Below are 16,519 nucleotides of genomic sequence, written 5' to 3' on the forward strand. Positions count from 1 at the left end.
CCTTTATTCGAAGTCATATCACCATCATATGCGCAGGTAGGTCCATTTGTGAGTTTTGCGGACTTTCATCATTGCTAAATAGCTCCCTAATATGCTTCACTCGCGCAACGCCATTCATTCGACAAGTAGAGCCGATTTGATAGACAGAGGACGATGATACCCCTTCTACATGGATGGAAGACACTTTAATCACAGGCTTTTCATGGTAAAAGGCTGTTCTCACTGATCGTTCTGGCAGCATCAATGGAATAGGCTCATAATACACTTCAAATTCTTTCGCATCTAGATTTTCTGCTTCATAGCCATAAAACAAACTAATGGTTCGTTGAACAGCTAACACTTTGACTTTCGGACATAGCTCCTGAGTATCACCGATTTGAACCACACTCGAAATCCCGACAGAATTCACCTTTGAGAACTTCACTTGAGATGTGCGCTTGATCATTATCGAGGTGCTAGAGGAACAAACGGGCCAATAATCAGAGATTCTGGCGGTGTATCGAAAATTGAGGATAATTGTACATGATCTGTGTCCCCGATGATAAATAATGAAGAAGACGATACCCCGACTACTTTAATGCTTCCAGTCTCAATATTGCGGTTGACAACTGTGAAATTCATCCGTTTTCCTCTCCTTTCGTTTCACTTGGAATATGGGCTAAAAAGTGCTCAATCGCCCGCTTAACATCATGCTTCACATATTCAGCAATTTGCTCTGAACGCTGCAACGGTGTCATATCTTCCCGGTGAGGCAGCTGTCCCGCATAGTATTTGATCCTGCTGTCAATTTGCTTGCGAATGTCCTCAATGATATGGTGTTTGTTGCTTTCATCGAGGGACCCTTCATATCGCTGCTCTAGTTCTTCAAGAAGTTCTGGAGCTTCTTCATTTAAAAATGCATCGACAAGCTGCCGTGTTTGATTGAAAAATTGATCAGCCATTTCTTGTTGCATCATTCCAATTCCCGGGGTTGTTGTTTGGCCCACTTCAAAGTTTTGAACACTGTTTGGATCAGATGGGTTGAGGCCGATATTCAGCGTCCCTTCCAGCCGTTCGATTTTCAGTTGATCAAATTGATAATCAATCCGTTCTATATTCGTTGTCGGTTTATCTTTGATCATTTGCATTTCCTGCTGAAGCTCGTTAAGCCTTTTTTCAAGCATCATGATTTGTTGCGATTGTTTTTGAATGATGCCATATACTTGTGAAGCGTTGCTCTGATAATCGTACATTTACCTACACCTCCGGGGATTGCAGATGACTTAAGTTGTTGGTGACTGAAGCGGTACAAAAGGTGCTGTGCTTGCGCCTTGAGATTCTTCAATTCCTTGTGTACCTGCTGCGGCAGGCGCTGCTTCTACGTAGCTTCCCGTGTTATACAGGTTGGAAAGGGCTTTGATGGATCCAGCACTCCCAATTTGCAGAACAGAGGAGTTACTCACAGACTCCACACGTAAATAATTAATTTGTATCGCTTGATTAATATAGAAGTTCAACGGATCCTCACTCCTTACAAGTTACCAACAAGCGGTTGATCTATGACATCACTGTCGTACGTATTTGTCACACTTTTGTAGTTGCTAATTTGCAATTGATCACCTGTATTAAAACTGCCTGCGCCAGCAAACGTTTTAACCTGACTATTTGGAGAAATGGTGATACAGTCTCCAACATGAACGACTCCGCTCGTTCCGACGGCATTTACTTTAAAGGCTCCCACAATAGCCGGCATAGCGGTGCACATCCTTTATAAAATTAGGGCACTTTGTTTTGGGCGTTTCACCATAGCTTATGATGGGTCTTTTAATGTGTGATTGTCTTTTTGAAAGCTTTTCATGAGAGGAATTAGATGTATGGCTTACCCTTTTTTTGAGCAATCTTTAGAGGTGGATTTGATGCCTTTATTTAAGAGCATGTCAAGCTCTTGACTGCATCTGATGGTTTCTTCGGCATTCATCCCAAATTTTTTTGCAGTCTCAATTAAATGTAATCTTTTTTGTTCAATTTCATAATTGATCATAACGGACGCCAACTCTCACATTTTTTATCAAATAGAAGGATATGGTTAGTATACCCTATTTTTCTATAAAAAAAGCTGTTTCGTCAATATGAGTAATAAAGTGACAAAATTCGAAAGTGTTCTTACGTGCCAAATTTCTCTTTTCTGATCTCAGCCTGTAAATAACGTCGTCTTTTGTTGATATACTGCCGGATTAAGTCTCGTTCAGATGGCAGGATGTCTTTTCGATCTTTCGTATATGGATCATCTCCAATTCGGTCCGCAATCGATTCATGCCATTTCTCGATGATTGGGCAGAGCCGGTCTTCTATAAAATATGTGTCAATTACATGCTGGAAAAGTGTGTAATAGGCTCTTTTAAACGAAGGGATATCTAGTAATCTAGCAGTTAATGTATTAAAGCCGTTTACTGGGATATAATCAAACGCCATTTCTTCTCCATGAATGTCACGACCCCATGTTGCATCATAATCCCAAGGAAGTACTTGAAAACGCCCTTGTTCATTCACATAAAGAGCGTAGTTATGAACAAAACCATCAAAGTTTTGTGTGCATACCACACCGATGAGCCAGCGGAAATATTGTGTCACATCTAGGTATTGTTCAATTTTTTCTGCAAAAGTGTCATCTCTTGCTGTGTTGAGAAAGTAAATAAATTCACTCAGCTGCTGATCATGTTGAGACGTCCCCGTTTTTTTCTCGTATCCGAGAAGAAGGTGCTTTTTTGGCTTTTTATCAAAAGAACTCAAAAGGGAGAAGTTCGCGTCGTCATCAACCGCATAATAAATGCCGCCTCCTGAAAGCTGCCGTTTTTGAAGAAAGAACTCATCGACGGATTCTATTTTCAAATAAATTCCTTCTTTTCTTCCGTTTATGGTGAGAAACACATGAGAAGCGGCTGGACTAAGCACCCCCATCTGCTCAAAGAAATAAAAAGATAGTCTGTTTCGGATAAACGAAGGGTCATTGTACTCTGCATTTAAATGAAAGATGGATTCGCCTTGTCTTTGTTTTGGCTTTCGGTATTCAATTTGATAGGATTTTTTCTTAAGTTTTCTAATGTGTGAACCGCGGTATGAAGCATAAATATGTGATTTGGTTTGGCCTGTTTTCAGAATAGCTTCAACAGGTTCATCGTTCCAAATGTCTTTTTTTAGTTCAATCAGGTCCTTTGGATGAATCCACATATCAAGTTGTTTTAAAGATTCCGTGTTCATACGTTCATCAGCCTCCTATATGCTCTTCTTTACAATATGAAAGTGAAGGAATGTCCTGTACCAGCTGGTAGGTATTCATGGAGTTTTAAAGGAAAGAGGCATTCGTCACGAACACTTGTCTACCGAGTCTCGTAACATAAAGCAGAGAAGATAAACAGCTTTGTCTGTTTGTTTTGTCGCAGCATAGACTGGGAGGGGAATTGTTCGTGAGTACATTTGATCATTCACACATTGAACATGCAGTGGCTTCACTTCGAAGTGAGGGACGTGATCATCACTTAGATCGTGAACCAGAATCGAGACGTTCGCATAAGTCAGCTCGTTCTCGTCATTCAAATCGCGGTCATTGGTTCTTTGGTGGTGGACGCCGTAAATCACACCGCAGTAAAAAAAGCTACAGAAGCTATCGTTCAAAGAAAAGTTATCGCTCTAAGAAAAGCTATCGTTCGAAGAAAAGCATGAAGAGTAAAAAGTCATATAAAAGCAAGAAATCTTACAGAAGCAAAAAGAGCGAACCGAAAAAGTCATGTCGCAGCAAACACAGATCGCATCATAAGAAAAGCTGCCGCAAGTCACACCGCAGCAAGCACAGATCGCATCATAAGAAGAGCTGCCGCAAATCACATCGCAGCAAATGCAGATCGCATCATAAGAAAAGCTGCCGCAAGTCACATCGCAGCAAGCACAGATCCCATCATAAGAAGAGCCGCAAGTCACGCTGCAGCCATCGATCTAAACGTTCTCATCACCATAAACGCAGCCGATCTTGCCATAGATGTGGAAAGAAGAAGCATCGTTCTCAAAGAACAGGAAATGTTGAGCGTAAATGGGATCAAGGAAATATGTGGGAATACCGCCGTTTCCGCTAGGTATTCAATCATCATTTTTGAAACCCTTTTTAAAAGAGAGTATGATAAAAAAGGGTTTTTTTTATTTCATAGAGAAATAAAATGAGACATCATAACTTAGCGAAATGAAGATTGTGAGGGGAAGACATGAAGTTTTTTACAGGTGAGATACATAGCAGCATGTTTATTGGGGTAGTCATTGATGATGAATGGGTGATGGACGTCAAAAAGGCAGAAGCCAAATTATTTGAGCTTGAGACTCTGCCAAACTCTTTATCTGAGTGCATCAAAATGGGGGACAAGTTTGTAGAACATGTGGGGCAGCTTCTTGATTGGGCTGAGAAAAAAGAAGAAGACCGCGGTTCTTATGTATATCCGCTTTCGGACGTGAAACTCCATGCCCCGATTCCAAAGCCGTCTAAAAACATCATGTGTGTCGGTAAGAATTATCAAGATCATGTAATGGAGATGGGAAGTGCGGCGGATATTCCTAAAGACGTGATGATTTTTACAAAGGCACCTACTTCTGTCATTGGACACAAAGATGAGATTCTTCTTCATGAAGATGTGACAAGTGAATTGGATTATGAAGGAGAGCTTGCTATCGTGATGGGCAAATCAGGGAAAAACATTGCTCCTGAAGAGGTCCGAGATTATATATTCGGTTACACCATTTTAAATGATGTGACGGCAAGAGATTTGCAGAAAAAACATAAACAATTTTTCATTGGCAAAAGCTTAGATACAACCTGCCCGATAGGACCATATATCGTTCATAAATCAATGATCGAGGATCATGGTGCGCTCCATGTGGAAACAAAGGTAAACGGAGAGGTTCGTCAGTCTGCCAGTACGGAATTAATGATCTTCACAATTGAGAACATCGTCTCCACTCTTTCAAAAGGGATGACGCTAGAAGCAGGTGACATCATTGCAACAGGTACACCTTCTGGGGTAGGGAAGGGCTTTGAACCGCCTAAGTTTTTAGCTTCTGGAGATCGAATTGACATCACGATTGAACCGATTGGGACGCTGACAAATCACGTCAAATAAAGCTCGTGATGACACAGGATTGTCGCTTTGTGTTCGACTTATTTCGTGGTACGATGAGAAGGTACTTGTTCTGATAAAGGGGGAAATCACAAATGGGAACACATTTACATATCACAGCATGGGTGCTGGGGATTATTTTATTCTTCGTAGCCTTTGCTCTAGCAGGTAAAAACGACAAAGGCGCTAAAATTGTGCACATGATCGTTCGCTTATTCTACTTGGTCATTATCGCAACAGGCGTAGAGCTGTATGTTCGCACAGGAATGAAAATTCCAGGTTTCGGGGGCGAGTATATCGGAAAAATGATTCTCGGTATCCTAGTGATCGGTTTCATGGAAATGGTCCTAGTGCGCAAGAAAAAAGGAAAATCGGTGACTGGTGTGTTGATTGGTTTTATCGTATTTGCGATTGTGACCATTCTTCTCGGTTTACGTCTGCCGATCGGTTTCCATATCTTTTAATATAAAAAGGACATTGCTTATACGAAGCAGTGTCCTTTTTATGTGGCATCAAATTGTGAAACGATCCGTTGTCCATCTGAAGTGGTCCATTCAAAACGAATGTGACTGGAGGCAGGGTCATGGTGACATTGAAGTGCAAGTGATTGCGTATCTGCCGAAAACTGAAAGAAAGAGACGCGCTGCAATGAATGAAAGGAAGAGAAGACACAATCATAGACGGAAAAACCAAGCTGCTCTACCTGCTCAAGGATGTGATCAAAGACGTTCTCCGGTACGAACATGAGAAGATCGAGCCAGCCTTTGGCAAGGGACGCCGTATATTGAATTTTTTCTCCTCCTTGTACTTCTATTAGCTGCCCGTTTTCATGAAGAACCATGGAACCAAGCAATTCTCCTTTTGTCCATCGGTCATTTTCCTTCAAACAGATCATTGTGCTTTGAAGACTTTCTGGCAGCATGATCTCTCCTTCTTCATCTTCAATCAGACAATGCCCGTTTTCAATGAGCAAATACCCGTTACACCATCTTCTGCTACAGCGTTCAAGCTGCTTCATTCGATTCTCCATTTGCAAAAGCTCCTTTCCTCTTTCTTTTCTTACCAAATCAAGCCTGTCCTATACGCCGGGAAAAAAGGACAAATCAACTATCAAGGAGACGATGCATAAACTAAGAAAGGCTGAATGAGAACACTTGAGGAAAAACGGATGGGAGCTGATGATGATGTGTGGAATTACAGGCTGGGCAGACTTTAAAAAGCAGCTCATCCAACAGGATCATGTAATCAATCAAATGACAGATACATTATCTAAAAGAGGGCCAGATGATACAAATACGTGGAAAAGTGAGCATGTTCTTTTCGGGCATAAAAGGTTAGCGGTGGTAGATGTAGAAGGCGGAAAGCAGCCGATGACATATACACATCAAAACCATGCTTATACGATTGTATACAATGGAGAGCTCTATAACACGGAGGATATAAGAAAAGAATTGTTAAAAAGGGGGCACCGCTTTCTTGGGCATTCTGATACAGAAGTTCTTCTTCATGCCTATACAGAATGGAAGGAAGAGTGTGTCTCCCATTTTAATGGCATTTTTGCATTTGTGATCTGGGATAGTGAGCGTGAATTGTTATTTGCAGGGAGAGATCGGCTCGGTGTCAAGCCATTTTTCTATACAGAACGTCATCATTCCTTCTTATTTGGTTCAGAGATTAAAGCACTTCTTGCTCACCCTGATATCAAAGCAAAAGTCGATCATGAAGGGCTGTCGGAGATCTTTGGCTTAGGGCCGTCAAGAACACCAGGCCAAGGAGTGTTTAAAGGGGTAAAAGAGCTGAGACCTGCACATGCCTTGACCTTTTCAAAAGACGGCCTGCGCGTGTGGAGATACTGGAATGTCAAAAGCAAGGAGCATACTGACTCACTTGATGACACCGCACAGCACATTAAGCATCTCTTTACAGATGCTGTGACAAGACAGCTTGTCTCTGATGTGCCTGTATGTACATTTTTATCTGGCGGCGTCGATTCTAGTGCCATTACTGCCATTGCCGCTAAGCACTTTGAGAAAATAGGGAAAGCACCGCTTCATACGTATTCCATTGACTACGAAGAAAATGATCAATTCTTTGAAGCAAGTCAATTCCAGCCAAATGCTGACGGCCCATGGATTGATCAAATGACCAAAGCGTTTCAAACGAATCATCACAACTGTATCATCGGTCAAAAAGAGCTGGCTGCGTATTTGAAGGAAGCGGTTGAGGTTCGAGATTTACCAGGGATGGCAGATATCGATTCTTCTTTACTTATATTCTGCCGAGAAATTAAAAAGGATTTCGTTGTCGGTTTGTCAGGTGAGTGTGCTGATGAGATTTTTGGCGGCTATCCTTGGTTTCACATGGCAAATGAAACAAATAGTTTCCCTTGGATGAGATCGACAGAAGCGAGAACTCAGCTCCTGCAAGACTCGTGGCAAAAAAAGCTGTCACTTAAGGAATATGCGCAAAGCAAATATGAAGAAACGGTGGCAGAAACGCCTCTTTTAGATGGAGAAACTGGAGTCGATAAAGCCCGGAGAGAACTTTTTTACTTAAATATGATCTGGTTTATGACAACACTGCTTGATCGAAAAGATCGAATGAGTATGGGTGCTAGTCTTGAGGTACGTGTGCCATTTGCAGATCATCGCCTTGTCGAATATGTGTGGAATATTCCTTGGGAAATGAAAATGCATGGAAATCGTGAAAAAGGGGTTTTACGAAAAGCATTAGAGGGAATTTTACCGAATGAAGTGCTTTATCGAAAGAAGAGTCCTTACCCAAAAACACATCATCCAGCCTATACTCAGGCTGTGAAAGAGATGCTAACAAACTGTCTCGCACAAAAAGATTCTGTCCTACACGAATTTTTAGATCCGCATCAATTAAAGCAACTGATTGAAACGGAAGGAGCTTCCTTTCATGTGCCTTGGTATGGCCAGCTCATGAAGGGCCCACAGTTGATTGCCCATCTAGCACAGATTCATCATTGGTTTGAAACGTATCGAATTGATATAGAAGCGTAATACAGGGTCGGCTTTCTTGCAATTGTTGAAAGGAAGCCGGCTTTTTTGATACATAACTTGAGACTTTTTGAGCACATCAAAAGTTGATCTAGTCTTTCTAATTTGTATAATTAACTTAAAGTGAATTAATTTGGAGGAAAAAGGATAATGAAAATCATTGTGATCGGAGCGGGACCAGGGGGACTTGCGGCAGCTATGATGCTTCAAAGCAAAGGACATGAAGTTCATGTATACGAAAAACAGTCCTTTGTCGGCGGACGTAATGCTAAGTTTCAGCTTGGTGATTTCACGTTTGATACAGGTCCTACCTTTCTCAGCATGATTCATATTGCAGAGGAGCTGTTCACCTTTGCTGGTAAAAATCTTTATGACTATATCGATGTGATTGAATTAAAAGAGATGTATAGATTAATTTTTCAAGACAATCAGCTGGATATGATTCGAGATCGCGATGAAATGTACAAACGATTAGAAGCCTTTGCACCTGGTGAGGGCGAAGGATATCTAAGATTTATGAAGGATACAAAGCGCAAAATGGATCGGCTCACACCAATTTTACAAAGTAAAATGGACCGCTTTCATCATTACCTTCGCCCGAAGGTGATCAAAGCACTTCCACAGCTTTCGCTAAATAAAAGTTTGTATGATGTACTGTCAGACTATTTCTCGAATGAATCAGTGAAATATGCCTTTACATTTCAATCAAAGTACTTAGGAATGTCGCCGTGGGAATGCCCTGGTGCGTTCTCAATCCTTTCGTTTATGGAGCATGATACAGGTGTATTCCATCCGAAGGGCGGTGTCAATCAGCTGTCAGAAGCGATGGCAAAGGCGGCGGTTGAAGCTGGAGCAGAGATTCATCTGTCAGCTGGCGTCGAAAAGCTGCTCACGGAGGGAAGGAAAGTAAAAGGCATTCGTTTAGAATCTGGGGAAGAAATACAAGCAGATGAGGTTGTCGTCAATGGAGACTTTGCACATGTGATGACAAGGCTTGTTGAGCCAGATCTTTTAAAGAAATACAGTGAGAAAAAACTAAAAAAGAAAAAATTCTCATGCTCTACCTTTATGCTCTATTTAGGATTGGATACCATGTATGATGAGCCGCATCATACCATTGTTTTTTCCGATGATTATGCTAGATTCGTCAAAGGCATTACGAAAACATATGAGCTGCCAGATGATCCGTCTATTTATATACAAAATGCAAGCGTAACTGATGGCTCACTTGCTCCAAAAGGAAAATCAGCTCTTTATGTGCTTGCTCCAGTTGCCAATAACCAAAGCGGTATTGACTGGGAAGCGCATCAAGATGAATTTAGAGAGCTTGTGCTGGATACATTGGAGCGGAAAACCGGCTTTCAGAATGTCAGGCAGCATATAGAAGTTGAGCGGATGATCACACCGAAGCAATGGGAGGAAGACCTTTACGTATATGAAGGAGCTACATTTAACCTTGGCCACCAGCTGACGCAGATGATGGTCCTAAGGCCGCACAATGAATTTGATGAATTAAAGCACTGCTGGCTCGTTGGAGGAGGAACACATCCAGGAAGCGGACTGCCAACCATTTTAGAATCAGCGCGTATCACGACAAATGCCATTCTTTCAAAAGAGAAACATTCACACAAAACAATGCGGCATCAAGAAAAGGGGAGCGCCTCATGAAACAACATATATTGATTGCAGGTGGCGGTATTGGCGGAATGATCTCAGCGCTTTATTTGAAAAAAGCGGGACATGATGTCACCCTTGTCGAAAAAAATGAACGGCTTGGCGGGAGACTTGCTTTTGTACGTGAGAAAGGATATAAAGTAGATGAAGGTCCGACCATTGTCCTACTTCCTGACATGTTAAAAGGCATTTTACATGAGGTAGGAATTGACGAATCATCTCTTGATCTGCTGCAGCTTGATCCGCTGTACACAATTCAATATCAAGATGGAACCTCCTATACGAAATACTCTGATGCACGTCGTCAGCTAGATGAAATCAGACGTGTATTTCCAAAAGAAGATCAAGGGTTCCAGAGGTTTATGGAAGAAATGACGGACCGGTTTCAAGAAGGGCAGAAAGCTTTTCTAGAAAAATCATTTCACGAAAAACGTACATTTTTTACAAAAGCCAATATGAAGATTTTAATGAAATTAAAGGCGTATCGAACGGTACAAAGCGCTCTGAAAAAATATTTCTCAGACGAACGCCTGCGAGATGCATACGCACTTCAAACCCTCTATGTTGGGGGAAACCCGTATGAAGCATCGGCCATTTATTCGCTTGTTTCATATAGTGAGCACGCACATGGTATTTACTATTTAAAAGGCGGTTATGCAAGTTTAGTAGATATATTGGAAGGGCAGCTTATCAAAATGGGTGTGCATGTAAGAAAAAATGAAGAAGTCACGCAATTTGAGTTTGAGGGAAAACGGGCAGTCAAAGCAAAAGTGAATGATGAACATGTAGCCGCTGATGCATTTGTGATCAATGGAGATTATCCAGCTGCGTTAAAACAGTTTGGTTTAGACGAACAAGATCGCCGAAAATACGTGCCGTCCTCTGGCTGTATGATGGTGTATCTTGGTTTAAACAAGATGTATCAGGAAGCACCTGTTCATCAATTTTTTATGGGAGAACACTTTGATCAGCATATGAAAGAGGTTTTTCAAACGAAAACGATTCCTCAAGACCCGTCATTTTATACATTTAATCCATCGATCATTGATCCATCTCTTGCCCCAGATGGCTGCAGTGTTCTATACATGCTCGTTCCCGTTCCTTCAGGAGATCATATCAACTGGGAAGAGGAGACAGATTTTGTCGAGAACATGGTGGGTGTCCTTGAAAAAAGAGGTTTTCCGGGATTGCGAGAGTCGATTGTCTGGCAAAAGGTCAGGACACCAAATGATTCCCTGCGAGAAGGATTGTTTGAAGGCGGCAGCTTTGGACTTGCGCCTAATTTGTTTCAATCAGGTGTCTTCCGCCCGCAAGTGAAGGTCAGTGAGACAGACAATCTTTATGCGGCAGGTGCTTCCATCCATCCGGGCGGCGGGGTGCCGATCGTGATGCAAAGTGCGAAGCTCATGGCTTCTGTACTACTAAAAGATTTGAATGATAGAAAGGAAGTGAAGTTAAGTGGTTGATGTACAAACAGCATTAAAAGTGTGTGAGGAAACCATTCAAACCCATTCAAAAACGTTTTACCGGGCCTTTTCCATGCTGCCTAAAAAGAAAAGACAGGCCGTCTGGGCCGTGTATTCCTTTTGCCGGAGAGCAGATGACATTGTAGATGAGTCGCCTTCGCCACAAGAGGACCTTGCATCCTTTCGGAAGACGTTTGATCAATTTTTACAAGGTGAGGTAGACCGGAATGATCCGATATGGGTGGCGCTAGAGCATACATTTCAAGAGTTTCGGATGGATGAAGCCCCGTTTCGTGACCTGCTCCAAGGACAGGAGATGGATTTAGAGCAGCAGCGATACGAAACGTTAGATGAACTGCTCATCTATTCCTATCATGTTGCTAGTACCGTTGGACTCATGCTCCTTCCCATTATTGCACCGCGTAAAAAAGAGCAGCTAAAAGAAGCAGCCATTTCGTTAGGGATCGCTATGCAGCTAACCAACATTCTTCGAGATATCGGCGAAGATCAGGCTGAAAGAGACCGTATTTATTTGCCAAAGCAAGTGATGGATCAATTCGGGTACACAGAGCAAGAATTGAAGGAAGGGATTGTCAATCAAGCTTTTCAGCACGTCTGGGAGTACATTGCTTTTGAGGCAGAGGCATACTATGAGGAGTTTTTTGACCATCTTCATGAATTCCCGTTATATTCACGTATACCGGTGAAAGCAGCAGCCCACTTTTATAAAGCCATCTTAGATAAAACAAGAGAAAACGAATACCGCGTCTTTACAGAGCGAGCATTTATTTCAAAACAGGAAAAAGCACTTATTTTAGAAGATATTACGTAAAAAAGGACTGCACCCCGCAGTCCTTTCAGCGTGTAGACAAACCCTCGCATTCGTTGTCAGGTCTGCGCTCCGGTGCTCACGAATGTCAAATTCGCTCCACTCCGGTACTCGCCCTTCCTAGGGCTGCAAAGGTTTTCTATCACGCTGAAAAGAAGACAAAGGGCTAAAATTAAAATCATTTTAGCCCTTTGTCAACAATCTAAAAAGGACTGCACCCCGCAGTCCTTTTTATGTGGAAGAAAAACGATACTCCGTCCATACTCTGGAACGCCAGCGCCTATACATAAAGATGCCTCTGACCCATTCATCCACGATAAAAGAAATCCAAATCCCGATGAGCCCCATTTCAAGCTGAATGCCTAACAAGTAAGCGATCGGAAGCCCAATTCCCCACATTGAAATCATCGCCATATACACTGGAAACTTCGCGTCACCAGCAGCCCGCAATGAATTAATAATGACCATATTAAAAGAGCGTCCCGGCTCTAAAATGATCGTCAATAGGAGAAGTGTGGCGGCGATTTGAATGATTTCATGATTGCTAGTGAAAAACGTAAGCAAATGCGTCGATGATAAAGATAAAGCAGTGGAAGAAAGAAGAGAGATCGCAATGGCCCAGTATAAGCTTTTCATACATCTGCGGTAGGCCGCATCGAATTCTTTCGCTCCAATATGGCGCCCAATTAAAATCTGTGTCCCTTGGCTAATCGCTGCACCAAATAACATAATGAACATCATCAAATTTTGAGTGTAGACCTTTGCTGCTAAAGCCTGCGTCCCCATAAATGTAATAAACAATGTAATGATCATTTGAGAGCCGTTATAAGAAAGCTGCTCTCCAGCAGATGGAATGCCAATTTTCAGCAGCTTTTTTAAATGCGTCCGCTGGATGTGAAACATGCTCTTCAGCGAAAAACGCAATCCAATTCGGCGTCGGACAATGAGAATCATCGCCATCAATCCGATCAATCGAGCCAGCGAGGTTGAAAAGGCAACACCCATGACACCTAATACCGGAAAGCCAAACGGACCAAAGATGACCAAATAATTGCCGGCAACGTTTAGCAAATTCATTCCGATGGTGACATACATCGTGTCTCTTGTATATCCGTAGCTTTTTAAAATAGCACTATACGTCATAATAAGTGCTTGAATAAAAGAAAGCAGCCCGACAATTTGTAAAAAGACCGCCGCATCCGGCATGAGTTCACTTGATAAGCCCATCATGTGCAGAATTGGAACAGCTAACATAAACATGAGGAGACTAATGACAAAGCTGATCAAGAAGTTGGTCCCTAGTGAGACATAGGCGACTTGAGTCGCTTCCTGCTTGCGGTCAGCTCCTAGAAGCTGTGCAATGACAATGGTCGTTCCTGTTGTAATGAAGCTGAACATGACAATTAATAAATTCAGGAGCTGGTTGCTTACACCTACTGCGGCCACACTGTTATCAGAGTATTGGCTGAGCATAAGTGTATCAGCGCTTCCCATGAGCATATATAAAGAGATTTCGATAAAAATAGGCCAAGTTAATGCAAATAATGAAGGGTGCGTTTTCTCATCTTTGGCTTGAACCTTTTCATATGACAGGGTTTGAGATTTCATCACATAGCCCCCTTTCGTATAAATCCGATTTATAGTGTACCTTGCATCGACTATAATAAGAAGAGATGAAACCGAAACTTATTGGAGAAATACGACTTCATAAGGGGATGAATATGAATCGATTTATTACATTTACTGTACCGCCGTTTCCTATTTATATAGCTTCAGGTAAAGGGATATTTCATCAAGGAGAAAGACATATCTCAAGAACCTTCGCTGTATTTGATCTTCTCTATGTCAGAAAAGGTGAACTATGGATGACAGAGGACGAGGAGGCTTTTCACGTAAAAGAAGGTGAATATATGATTCTCTCACCGGGCCTGTCTCATGGCGGACATCTGCCATGTGAAGAGGATACCTACTATGAGTGGCTGCATTTCTCAATTGATCGATTTGAGCTGACGAACCGGCCGAGAGAACACTGGATTGATATGAAACAAAACCAAGCCACCTTCGAAAAGCCGGCAACATATGAATTTAGCCTGCCTCGTTTAGGAAAAGTGAAGGGACGAAGTGTGTTAGAAAAACACCTTTCAGCGATGAGCGCACTAAATCATCATGCATCTGAACTTCCGCTGAAAAAACAGCTTCTATTTGAGGAACTGCTCATTCACCTGCAAAAGGAAGCATTCCATATTCCAAGTGCAAAGGAGACTGTCGCATCAGAAGTGGTTCACTATCTTGAGCATCACTTTATGGAGAAATTGCATATGGAGCAGCTTTCAGAGAAGCTGCACTATCATCCTGACTACATGACAAGGTGTATGCAGACGGTGTATGGATTGACGCCAAACCAGTACAGCCATCGTCTCAAGATCGAAAAAGCTAAAAGCATGCTCGCCTCAACAAATGAAAAAATCGCAGCCATTGCAGAGCATGTAGGCATTGACGACCCTACTTATTTTTCTAAGCTGTTTCGGCAAAATGAAGGCATGACGCCGATTGAGTACCGTCATCTAGCAAAAAGAACGACAAAGTAAAGGAACGTGAACAGATGAAAAGAGAAAAGGAAGAGCTTGTGAACATACGTCCATTAACCGAAACGGACTTAGAGGCGGTGTGGCATTTAAAATTTAAAGCACCAGACCAGTCCTATCGAAATTGGAATGCCCCTTATTTTTATGAACACGAAATCCCGCTTTCTGCATTTAAGAAACGTTACTTACAGGATGAATCTATTCCCCAAAAGCTATATGGCATTGAAATAGACGGTGATATCAAAGGTACCGTATCATATTATTGGGAGAATGAACGTACACGGTGGCTTGAATGCGGCATTGTCATTTATGACTCACGCTTTTGGAGCGGGGGCATTGGGACAAAAGCATTAAATCTATGGATTGATGTATTATTTACGCATATTGATATCCCTCGAATTGGTCTAACCACTTGGTCAGGGAATGAACGGATGATGCGGTGCGCAGAGAAATGCGGATTTGTCCTTGAGGGGAGACTGAGAAAGGTTCGTTATTATCAAGGAGAGTATTATGATTCGATGCGCTACGGAATGCTGAGAGAAGAATGGCGAAGCCTCCCGCGCAATATCCTCTGAATCATTATTTTTTAGGAAAAAAGTATCATATAACGGAATAAACTGAAGAAGCAGGGTGGCAGATGAATGTGGGCTGGATAACTGGATGGTTTGTTTCTATTTTAGTCGCAATCTATCTATTGATAGATGCACCAAAACATGGGAAAAATAAATGGTTATGGTCTATTTTAGGTCTTTTATTCGGGCTCTTTGCATTTGGGATATACCTCATCAAAACAGGAAGAAAAGGATTGGGCTGGACAGTTCTGATCGTGTCCATCATCATCTATTCTATTGTTATGCTAGTCTATGTCTTTTACTTCCTGTTGCTGATCATCGGATACTCAAACGCATCATAGAGAGCGCGTATACATAATAAGGGGGAGTTTAATCTTGAGAATAACGGGTCTATTCGTTTCACTTGCTGTTGCTATCTATTTATGGTTTGATGCGCCAAAGCATCACAAAGACAAATGGCTGTGGGCCATTTTAGGCATGCTTTTTAGTACCATCGTACTCGGTATTTATTTGATCAAGACAGAGAGGAAGGGGCTGGGCTGGACGATCTTGATTTTAACCATCTTGTTTTATCTCATGCTGCTCATCTCTGTTTTGATCGGTGTTATTCTTTTTTATCAGGCGCCTTCATGAAGAAGAGCCTTTTTCTTTTACCTTTTGAGCCGGTACACCAGCAATGACGATCTGCTCTTCATGAAAGGAATGATTCACCACGGCATTTGCTCCAATTGAGATATGATTTGCGATATAAATGTCTCCAAACAGCTTAGCACCGGGTCCAATCCATACGTGATCTCCAATGGTTGGTACATCCTTTTCGGAATGGTTTTGACCAATATTCACCCCTTGATGAATATCACAAAATGCCCCAATTTTTGCGTGCTTATTTACAATTAAGAGGCCAGTATGATTGATTCTAAGGCCGGGGCCAAAGACGCCAATCGGGATATCAAAGCCAAGCTGCATCCCTTTCTTTTTATGTAAATAGCGGTAAAACCATTTGCGCAATGTAGCGCCGCTATTAGAATAGTATTCATATTTTCGTAAATACCTTTGATATTTCCATATATCGTCCCCAAACCATTTTGGCCTTCTGCGCGTGATAGCTAATGCTTTCTTATCCTGCGTTAAGTAATGGTGAAGATCGTGCTTTGTTAAAATCATCAAAATTCCCCTCTCCATCCCCTTATGTTTCAGAGAAATTATACCACCCAAACCATTTATATCAAGAAAAA

General features: G+C 41.9%; 21 protein-coding genes. 11 read left to right on the top strand and 10 right to left on the bottom strand.

Annotated elements, in window-relative coordinates; genetic code table 11:
• Positions 1–13: 13 nt before the first annotated feature.
• The 7 genes from NSQ72_RS05165 to NSQ72_RS05195 all read right to left on the bottom strand — a co-directional run bounded on the left by NSQ72_RS05165 (position 14) and on the right by NSQ72_RS05195 (position 3,237).
• Entirely contained in the window at positions 14–445 is a 432-nt protein-coding gene (locus NSQ72_RS05165) for a spore germination protein GerPE (protein ID WP_024425504.1), read from the bottom strand.
• The gene (locus tag NSQ72_RS05170) at positions 445–621 is read right to left on the bottom strand and encodes a germination protein GerPD (RefSeq protein ID WP_003210893.1); all 177 of its coding nucleotides are present in this window, start codon (positions 619–621) and stop codon (positions 445–447) included. Before NSQ72_RS05170 ends, NSQ72_RS05165 begins: the two co-directional genes overlap by 1 nt.
• A complete protein-coding gene (locus NSQ72_RS05175; RefSeq protein WP_047202343.1) occupies positions 618–1,232 on the bottom strand; it encodes a spore germination protein GerPC in 615 nt (204 codons plus the stop codon). The genes NSQ72_RS05170 and NSQ72_RS05175 overlap by 4 nt, the downstream gene beginning before the upstream one ends.
• Before the next feature lie 30 nt (positions 1,233–1,262).
• The gene (locus tag NSQ72_RS05180) at positions 1,263–1,496 is read right to left on the bottom strand and encodes a spore germination protein GerPB (protein ID WP_003210877.1); all 234 of its coding nucleotides are present in this window, start codon (positions 1,494–1,496) and stop codon (positions 1,263–1,265) included.
• A gap of 14 nt (positions 1,497–1,510) precedes the next feature.
• Positions 1,511–1,732 (bottom strand): spore germination protein, encoded by a 222-nt coding sequence (locus NSQ72_RS05185; RefSeq protein WP_024425506.1) that lies wholly within the window; start codon positions 1,730–1,732, stop codon positions 1,511–1,513.
• A 126-nt stretch (positions 1,733–1,858) separates the two neighbouring features.
• Positions 1,859–2,020: an aspartyl-phosphate phosphatase Spo0E family protein gene (locus NSQ72_RS05190; protein WP_039177669.1), complete on the bottom strand. Its 162-nt coding sequence runs from the start codon at positions 2,018–2,020 to the stop codon at positions 1,859–1,861.
• A 122-nt stretch (positions 2,021–2,142) separates the two neighbouring features.
• Positions 2,143–3,237, bottom strand: a complete 1,095-nt coding sequence (locus NSQ72_RS05195; protein WP_341083464.1) for a CotH kinase family protein — start codon at positions 3,235–3,237, stop codon at positions 2,143–2,145.
• A gap of 206 nt (positions 3,238–3,443) precedes the next feature.
• On the opposite strand from NSQ72_RS05195, the gene cotG reads away from it, so the two are divergent.
• From cotG to NSQ72_RS05210, 3 genes are all read left to right on the top strand, one after another.
• Positions 3,444–4,106 (top strand): spore coat protein CotG, encoded by a 663-nt coding sequence (cotG, locus tag NSQ72_RS19325; RefSeq protein WP_445285738.1) that lies wholly within the window; start codon positions 3,444–3,446, stop codon positions 4,104–4,106.
• Positions 4,107–4,232: 126 nt separating this feature from the next.
• Entirely contained in the window at positions 4,233–5,138 is a 906-nt protein-coding gene (locus NSQ72_RS05205) for a fumarylacetoacetate hydrolase family protein (RefSeq protein ID WP_341083470.1), read from the top strand.
• Positions 5,139–5,230: 92 nt separating this feature from the next.
• A complete protein-coding gene (locus NSQ72_RS05210) occupies positions 5,231–5,599 on the top strand; it encodes a YisL family protein (RefSeq protein WP_341083475.1) in 369 nt (122 codons plus the stop codon).
• Positions 5,600–5,637: 38 nt separating this feature from the next.
• Here NSQ72_RS05210 and NSQ72_RS05215 read toward each other — a convergent pair whose 3' ends face one another.
• The gene (locus NSQ72_RS05215) at positions 5,638–6,165 is read right to left on the bottom strand and encodes a DUF2777 family protein (RefSeq protein WP_126682040.1); all 528 of its coding nucleotides are present in this window, start codon (positions 6,163–6,165) and stop codon (positions 5,638–5,640) included.
• Between the two features lie 154 nt (positions 6,166–6,319).
• On the opposite strand from NSQ72_RS05215, the gene asnB reads away from it, so the two are divergent.
• From asnB to NSQ72_RS05235, 4 genes are all read left to right on the top strand, one after another.
• Positions 6,320–8,161: an asparagine synthase (glutamine-hydrolyzing) gene (gene asnB / locus NSQ72_RS05220; RefSeq protein WP_099663130.1), complete on the top strand. Its 1,842-nt coding sequence runs from the start codon at positions 6,320–6,322 to the stop codon at positions 8,159–8,161.
• Positions 8,162–8,308: 147 nt separating this feature from the next.
• Complete coding sequence (locus NSQ72_RS05225; protein ID WP_341083478.1) at positions 8,309–9,826, top strand: phytoene desaturase family protein; 1,518 nt, start codon at positions 8,309–8,311, stop codon at positions 9,824–9,826.
• Entirely contained in the window at positions 9,823–11,298 is a 1,476-nt protein-coding gene (locus NSQ72_RS05230) for a phytoene desaturase family protein (protein WP_126682037.1), read from the top strand. The genes NSQ72_RS05225 and NSQ72_RS05230 overlap by 4 nt, the downstream gene beginning before the upstream one ends.
• The gene (locus NSQ72_RS05235; protein ID WP_099663133.1) at positions 11,291–12,130 is read left to right on the top strand and encodes a phytoene/squalene synthase family protein; all 840 of its coding nucleotides are present in this window, start codon (positions 11,291–11,293) and stop codon (positions 12,128–12,130) included. The genes NSQ72_RS05230 and NSQ72_RS05235 overlap by 8 nt, the downstream gene beginning before the upstream one ends.
• Positions 12,131–12,358: 228 nt before the next feature.
• Here NSQ72_RS05235 and NSQ72_RS05240 read toward each other — a convergent pair whose 3' ends face one another.
• The gene (locus tag NSQ72_RS05240) at positions 12,359–13,735 is read right to left on the bottom strand and encodes an MATE family efflux transporter (protein WP_341083480.1); all 1,377 of its coding nucleotides are present in this window, start codon (positions 13,733–13,735) and stop codon (positions 12,359–12,361) included.
• A 113-nt stretch (positions 13,736–13,848) separates the two neighbouring features.
• Between NSQ72_RS05240 and NSQ72_RS05245 the strand changes: the two genes are divergently transcribed.
• The 4 genes from NSQ72_RS05245 (at position 13,849) to NSQ72_RS05260 (ending at position 15,917) form a co-directional block, all read left to right on the top strand.
• Positions 13,849–14,715: an AraC family transcriptional regulator gene (locus NSQ72_RS05245; protein WP_341083481.1), complete on the top strand. Its 867-nt coding sequence runs from the start codon at positions 13,849–13,851 to the stop codon at positions 14,713–14,715.
• A gap of 14 nt (positions 14,716–14,729) precedes the next feature.
• A complete protein-coding gene (locus NSQ72_RS05250; RefSeq protein ID WP_339209276.1) occupies positions 14,730–15,287 on the top strand; it encodes a GNAT family N-acetyltransferase in 558 nt (185 codons plus the stop codon).
• A gap of 62 nt (positions 15,288–15,349) precedes the next feature.
• Complete coding sequence (locus NSQ72_RS05255) at positions 15,350–15,625, top strand: hypothetical protein (RefSeq protein ID WP_059374898.1); 276 nt, start codon at positions 15,350–15,352, stop codon at positions 15,623–15,625.
• A gap of 34 nt (positions 15,626–15,659) precedes the next feature.
• Positions 15,660–15,917 carry a hypothetical protein gene (locus NSQ72_RS05260; protein ID WP_339209278.1) on the top strand — a complete coding sequence of 86 codons (258 nt, stop codon included), beginning with the start codon at positions 15,660–15,662 and terminating at the stop codon, positions 15,915–15,917.
• Here the strand turns inward: NSQ72_RS05260 and NSQ72_RS05265 are convergent.
• The gene (locus NSQ72_RS05265) at positions 15,912–16,448 is read right to left on the bottom strand and encodes a serine O-acetyltransferase (protein ID WP_339209280.1); all 537 of its coding nucleotides are present in this window, start codon (positions 16,446–16,448) and stop codon (positions 15,912–15,914) included. The two genes, NSQ72_RS05260 and NSQ72_RS05265, sit on opposite strands and share 6 nt — an antisense overlap.
• Between the last annotated feature and the right edge of the window lie 71 nt (positions 16,449–16,519).

It is taken from the genome of Bacillus sp. FSL R5-0659, from assembly GCF_038008785.1.
Taxonomy (GTDB): Bacteria; Bacillota; Bacilli; order Bacillales; family Bacillaceae; genus Bacillus; species Bacillus safensis.

Coding starts and splice junctions, on each gene's coding strand:
- NSQ72_RS05165 (WP_024425504.1), bottom strand. CDS start 445: ATGATCAAGCGCACATCTCAAGTGAAGTTCTCAAAGGTGAATTCTGTC.
- NSQ72_RS05170 (WP_003210893.1), bottom strand. CDS start 621: ATGAATTTCACAGTTGTCAACCGCAATATTGAGACTGGAAGCATTAAA.
- NSQ72_RS05175 (WP_047202343.1), bottom strand. CDS start 1,232: ATGTACGATTATCAGAGCAACGCTTCACAAGTATATGGCATCATTCAA.
- NSQ72_RS05185 (WP_024425506.1), bottom strand. CDS start 1,732: ATGCCGGCTATTGTGGGAGCCTTTAAAGTAAATGCCGTCGGAACGAGC.
- NSQ72_RS05190 (WP_039177669.1), bottom strand. CDS start 2,020: ATGATCAATTATGAAATTGAACAAAAAAGATTACATTTAATTGAGACT.
- NSQ72_RS05195 (WP_341083464.1), bottom strand. CDS start 3,237: ATGAACACGGAATCTTTAAAACAACTTGATATGTGGATTCATCCAAAG.
- NSQ72_RS05205 (WP_341083470.1), top strand. CDS start 4,233: ATGAAGTTTTTTACAGGTGAGATACATAGCAGCATGTTTATTGGGGTA.
- NSQ72_RS05210 (WP_341083475.1), top strand. CDS start 5,231: ATGGGAACACATTTACATATCACAGCATGGGTGCTGGGGATTATTTTA.
- NSQ72_RS05215 (WP_126682040.1), bottom strand. CDS start 6,165: ATGGAGAATCGAATGAAGCAGCTTGAACGCTGTAGCAGAAGATGGTGT.
- asnB (WP_099663130.1), top strand. CDS start 6,320: ATGTGTGGAATTACAGGCTGGGCAGACTTTAAAAAGCAGCTCATCCAA.
- NSQ72_RS05225 (WP_341083478.1), top strand. CDS start 8,309: ATGAAAATCATTGTGATCGGAGCGGGACCAGGGGGACTTGCGGCAGCT.
- NSQ72_RS05230 (WP_126682037.1), top strand. CDS start 9,823: ATGAAACAACATATATTGATTGCAGGTGGCGGTATTGGCGGAATGATC.
- NSQ72_RS05240 (WP_341083480.1), bottom strand. CDS start 13,735: ATGAAATCTCAAACCCTGTCATATGAAAAGGTTCAAGCCAAAGATGAG.
- NSQ72_RS05245 (WP_341083481.1), top strand. CDS start 13,849: ATGAATCGATTTATTACATTTACTGTACCGCCGTTTCCTATTTATATA.
- NSQ72_RS05250 (WP_339209276.1), top strand. CDS start 14,730: ATGAAAAGAGAAAAGGAAGAGCTTGTGAACATACGTCCATTAACCGAA.
- NSQ72_RS05255 (WP_059374898.1), top strand. CDS start 15,350: ATGAATGTGGGCTGGATAACTGGATGGTTTGTTTCTATTTTAGTCGCA.
- NSQ72_RS05265 (WP_339209280.1), bottom strand. CDS start 16,448: ATGATTTTAACAAAGCACGATCTTCACCATTACTTAACGCAGGATAAG.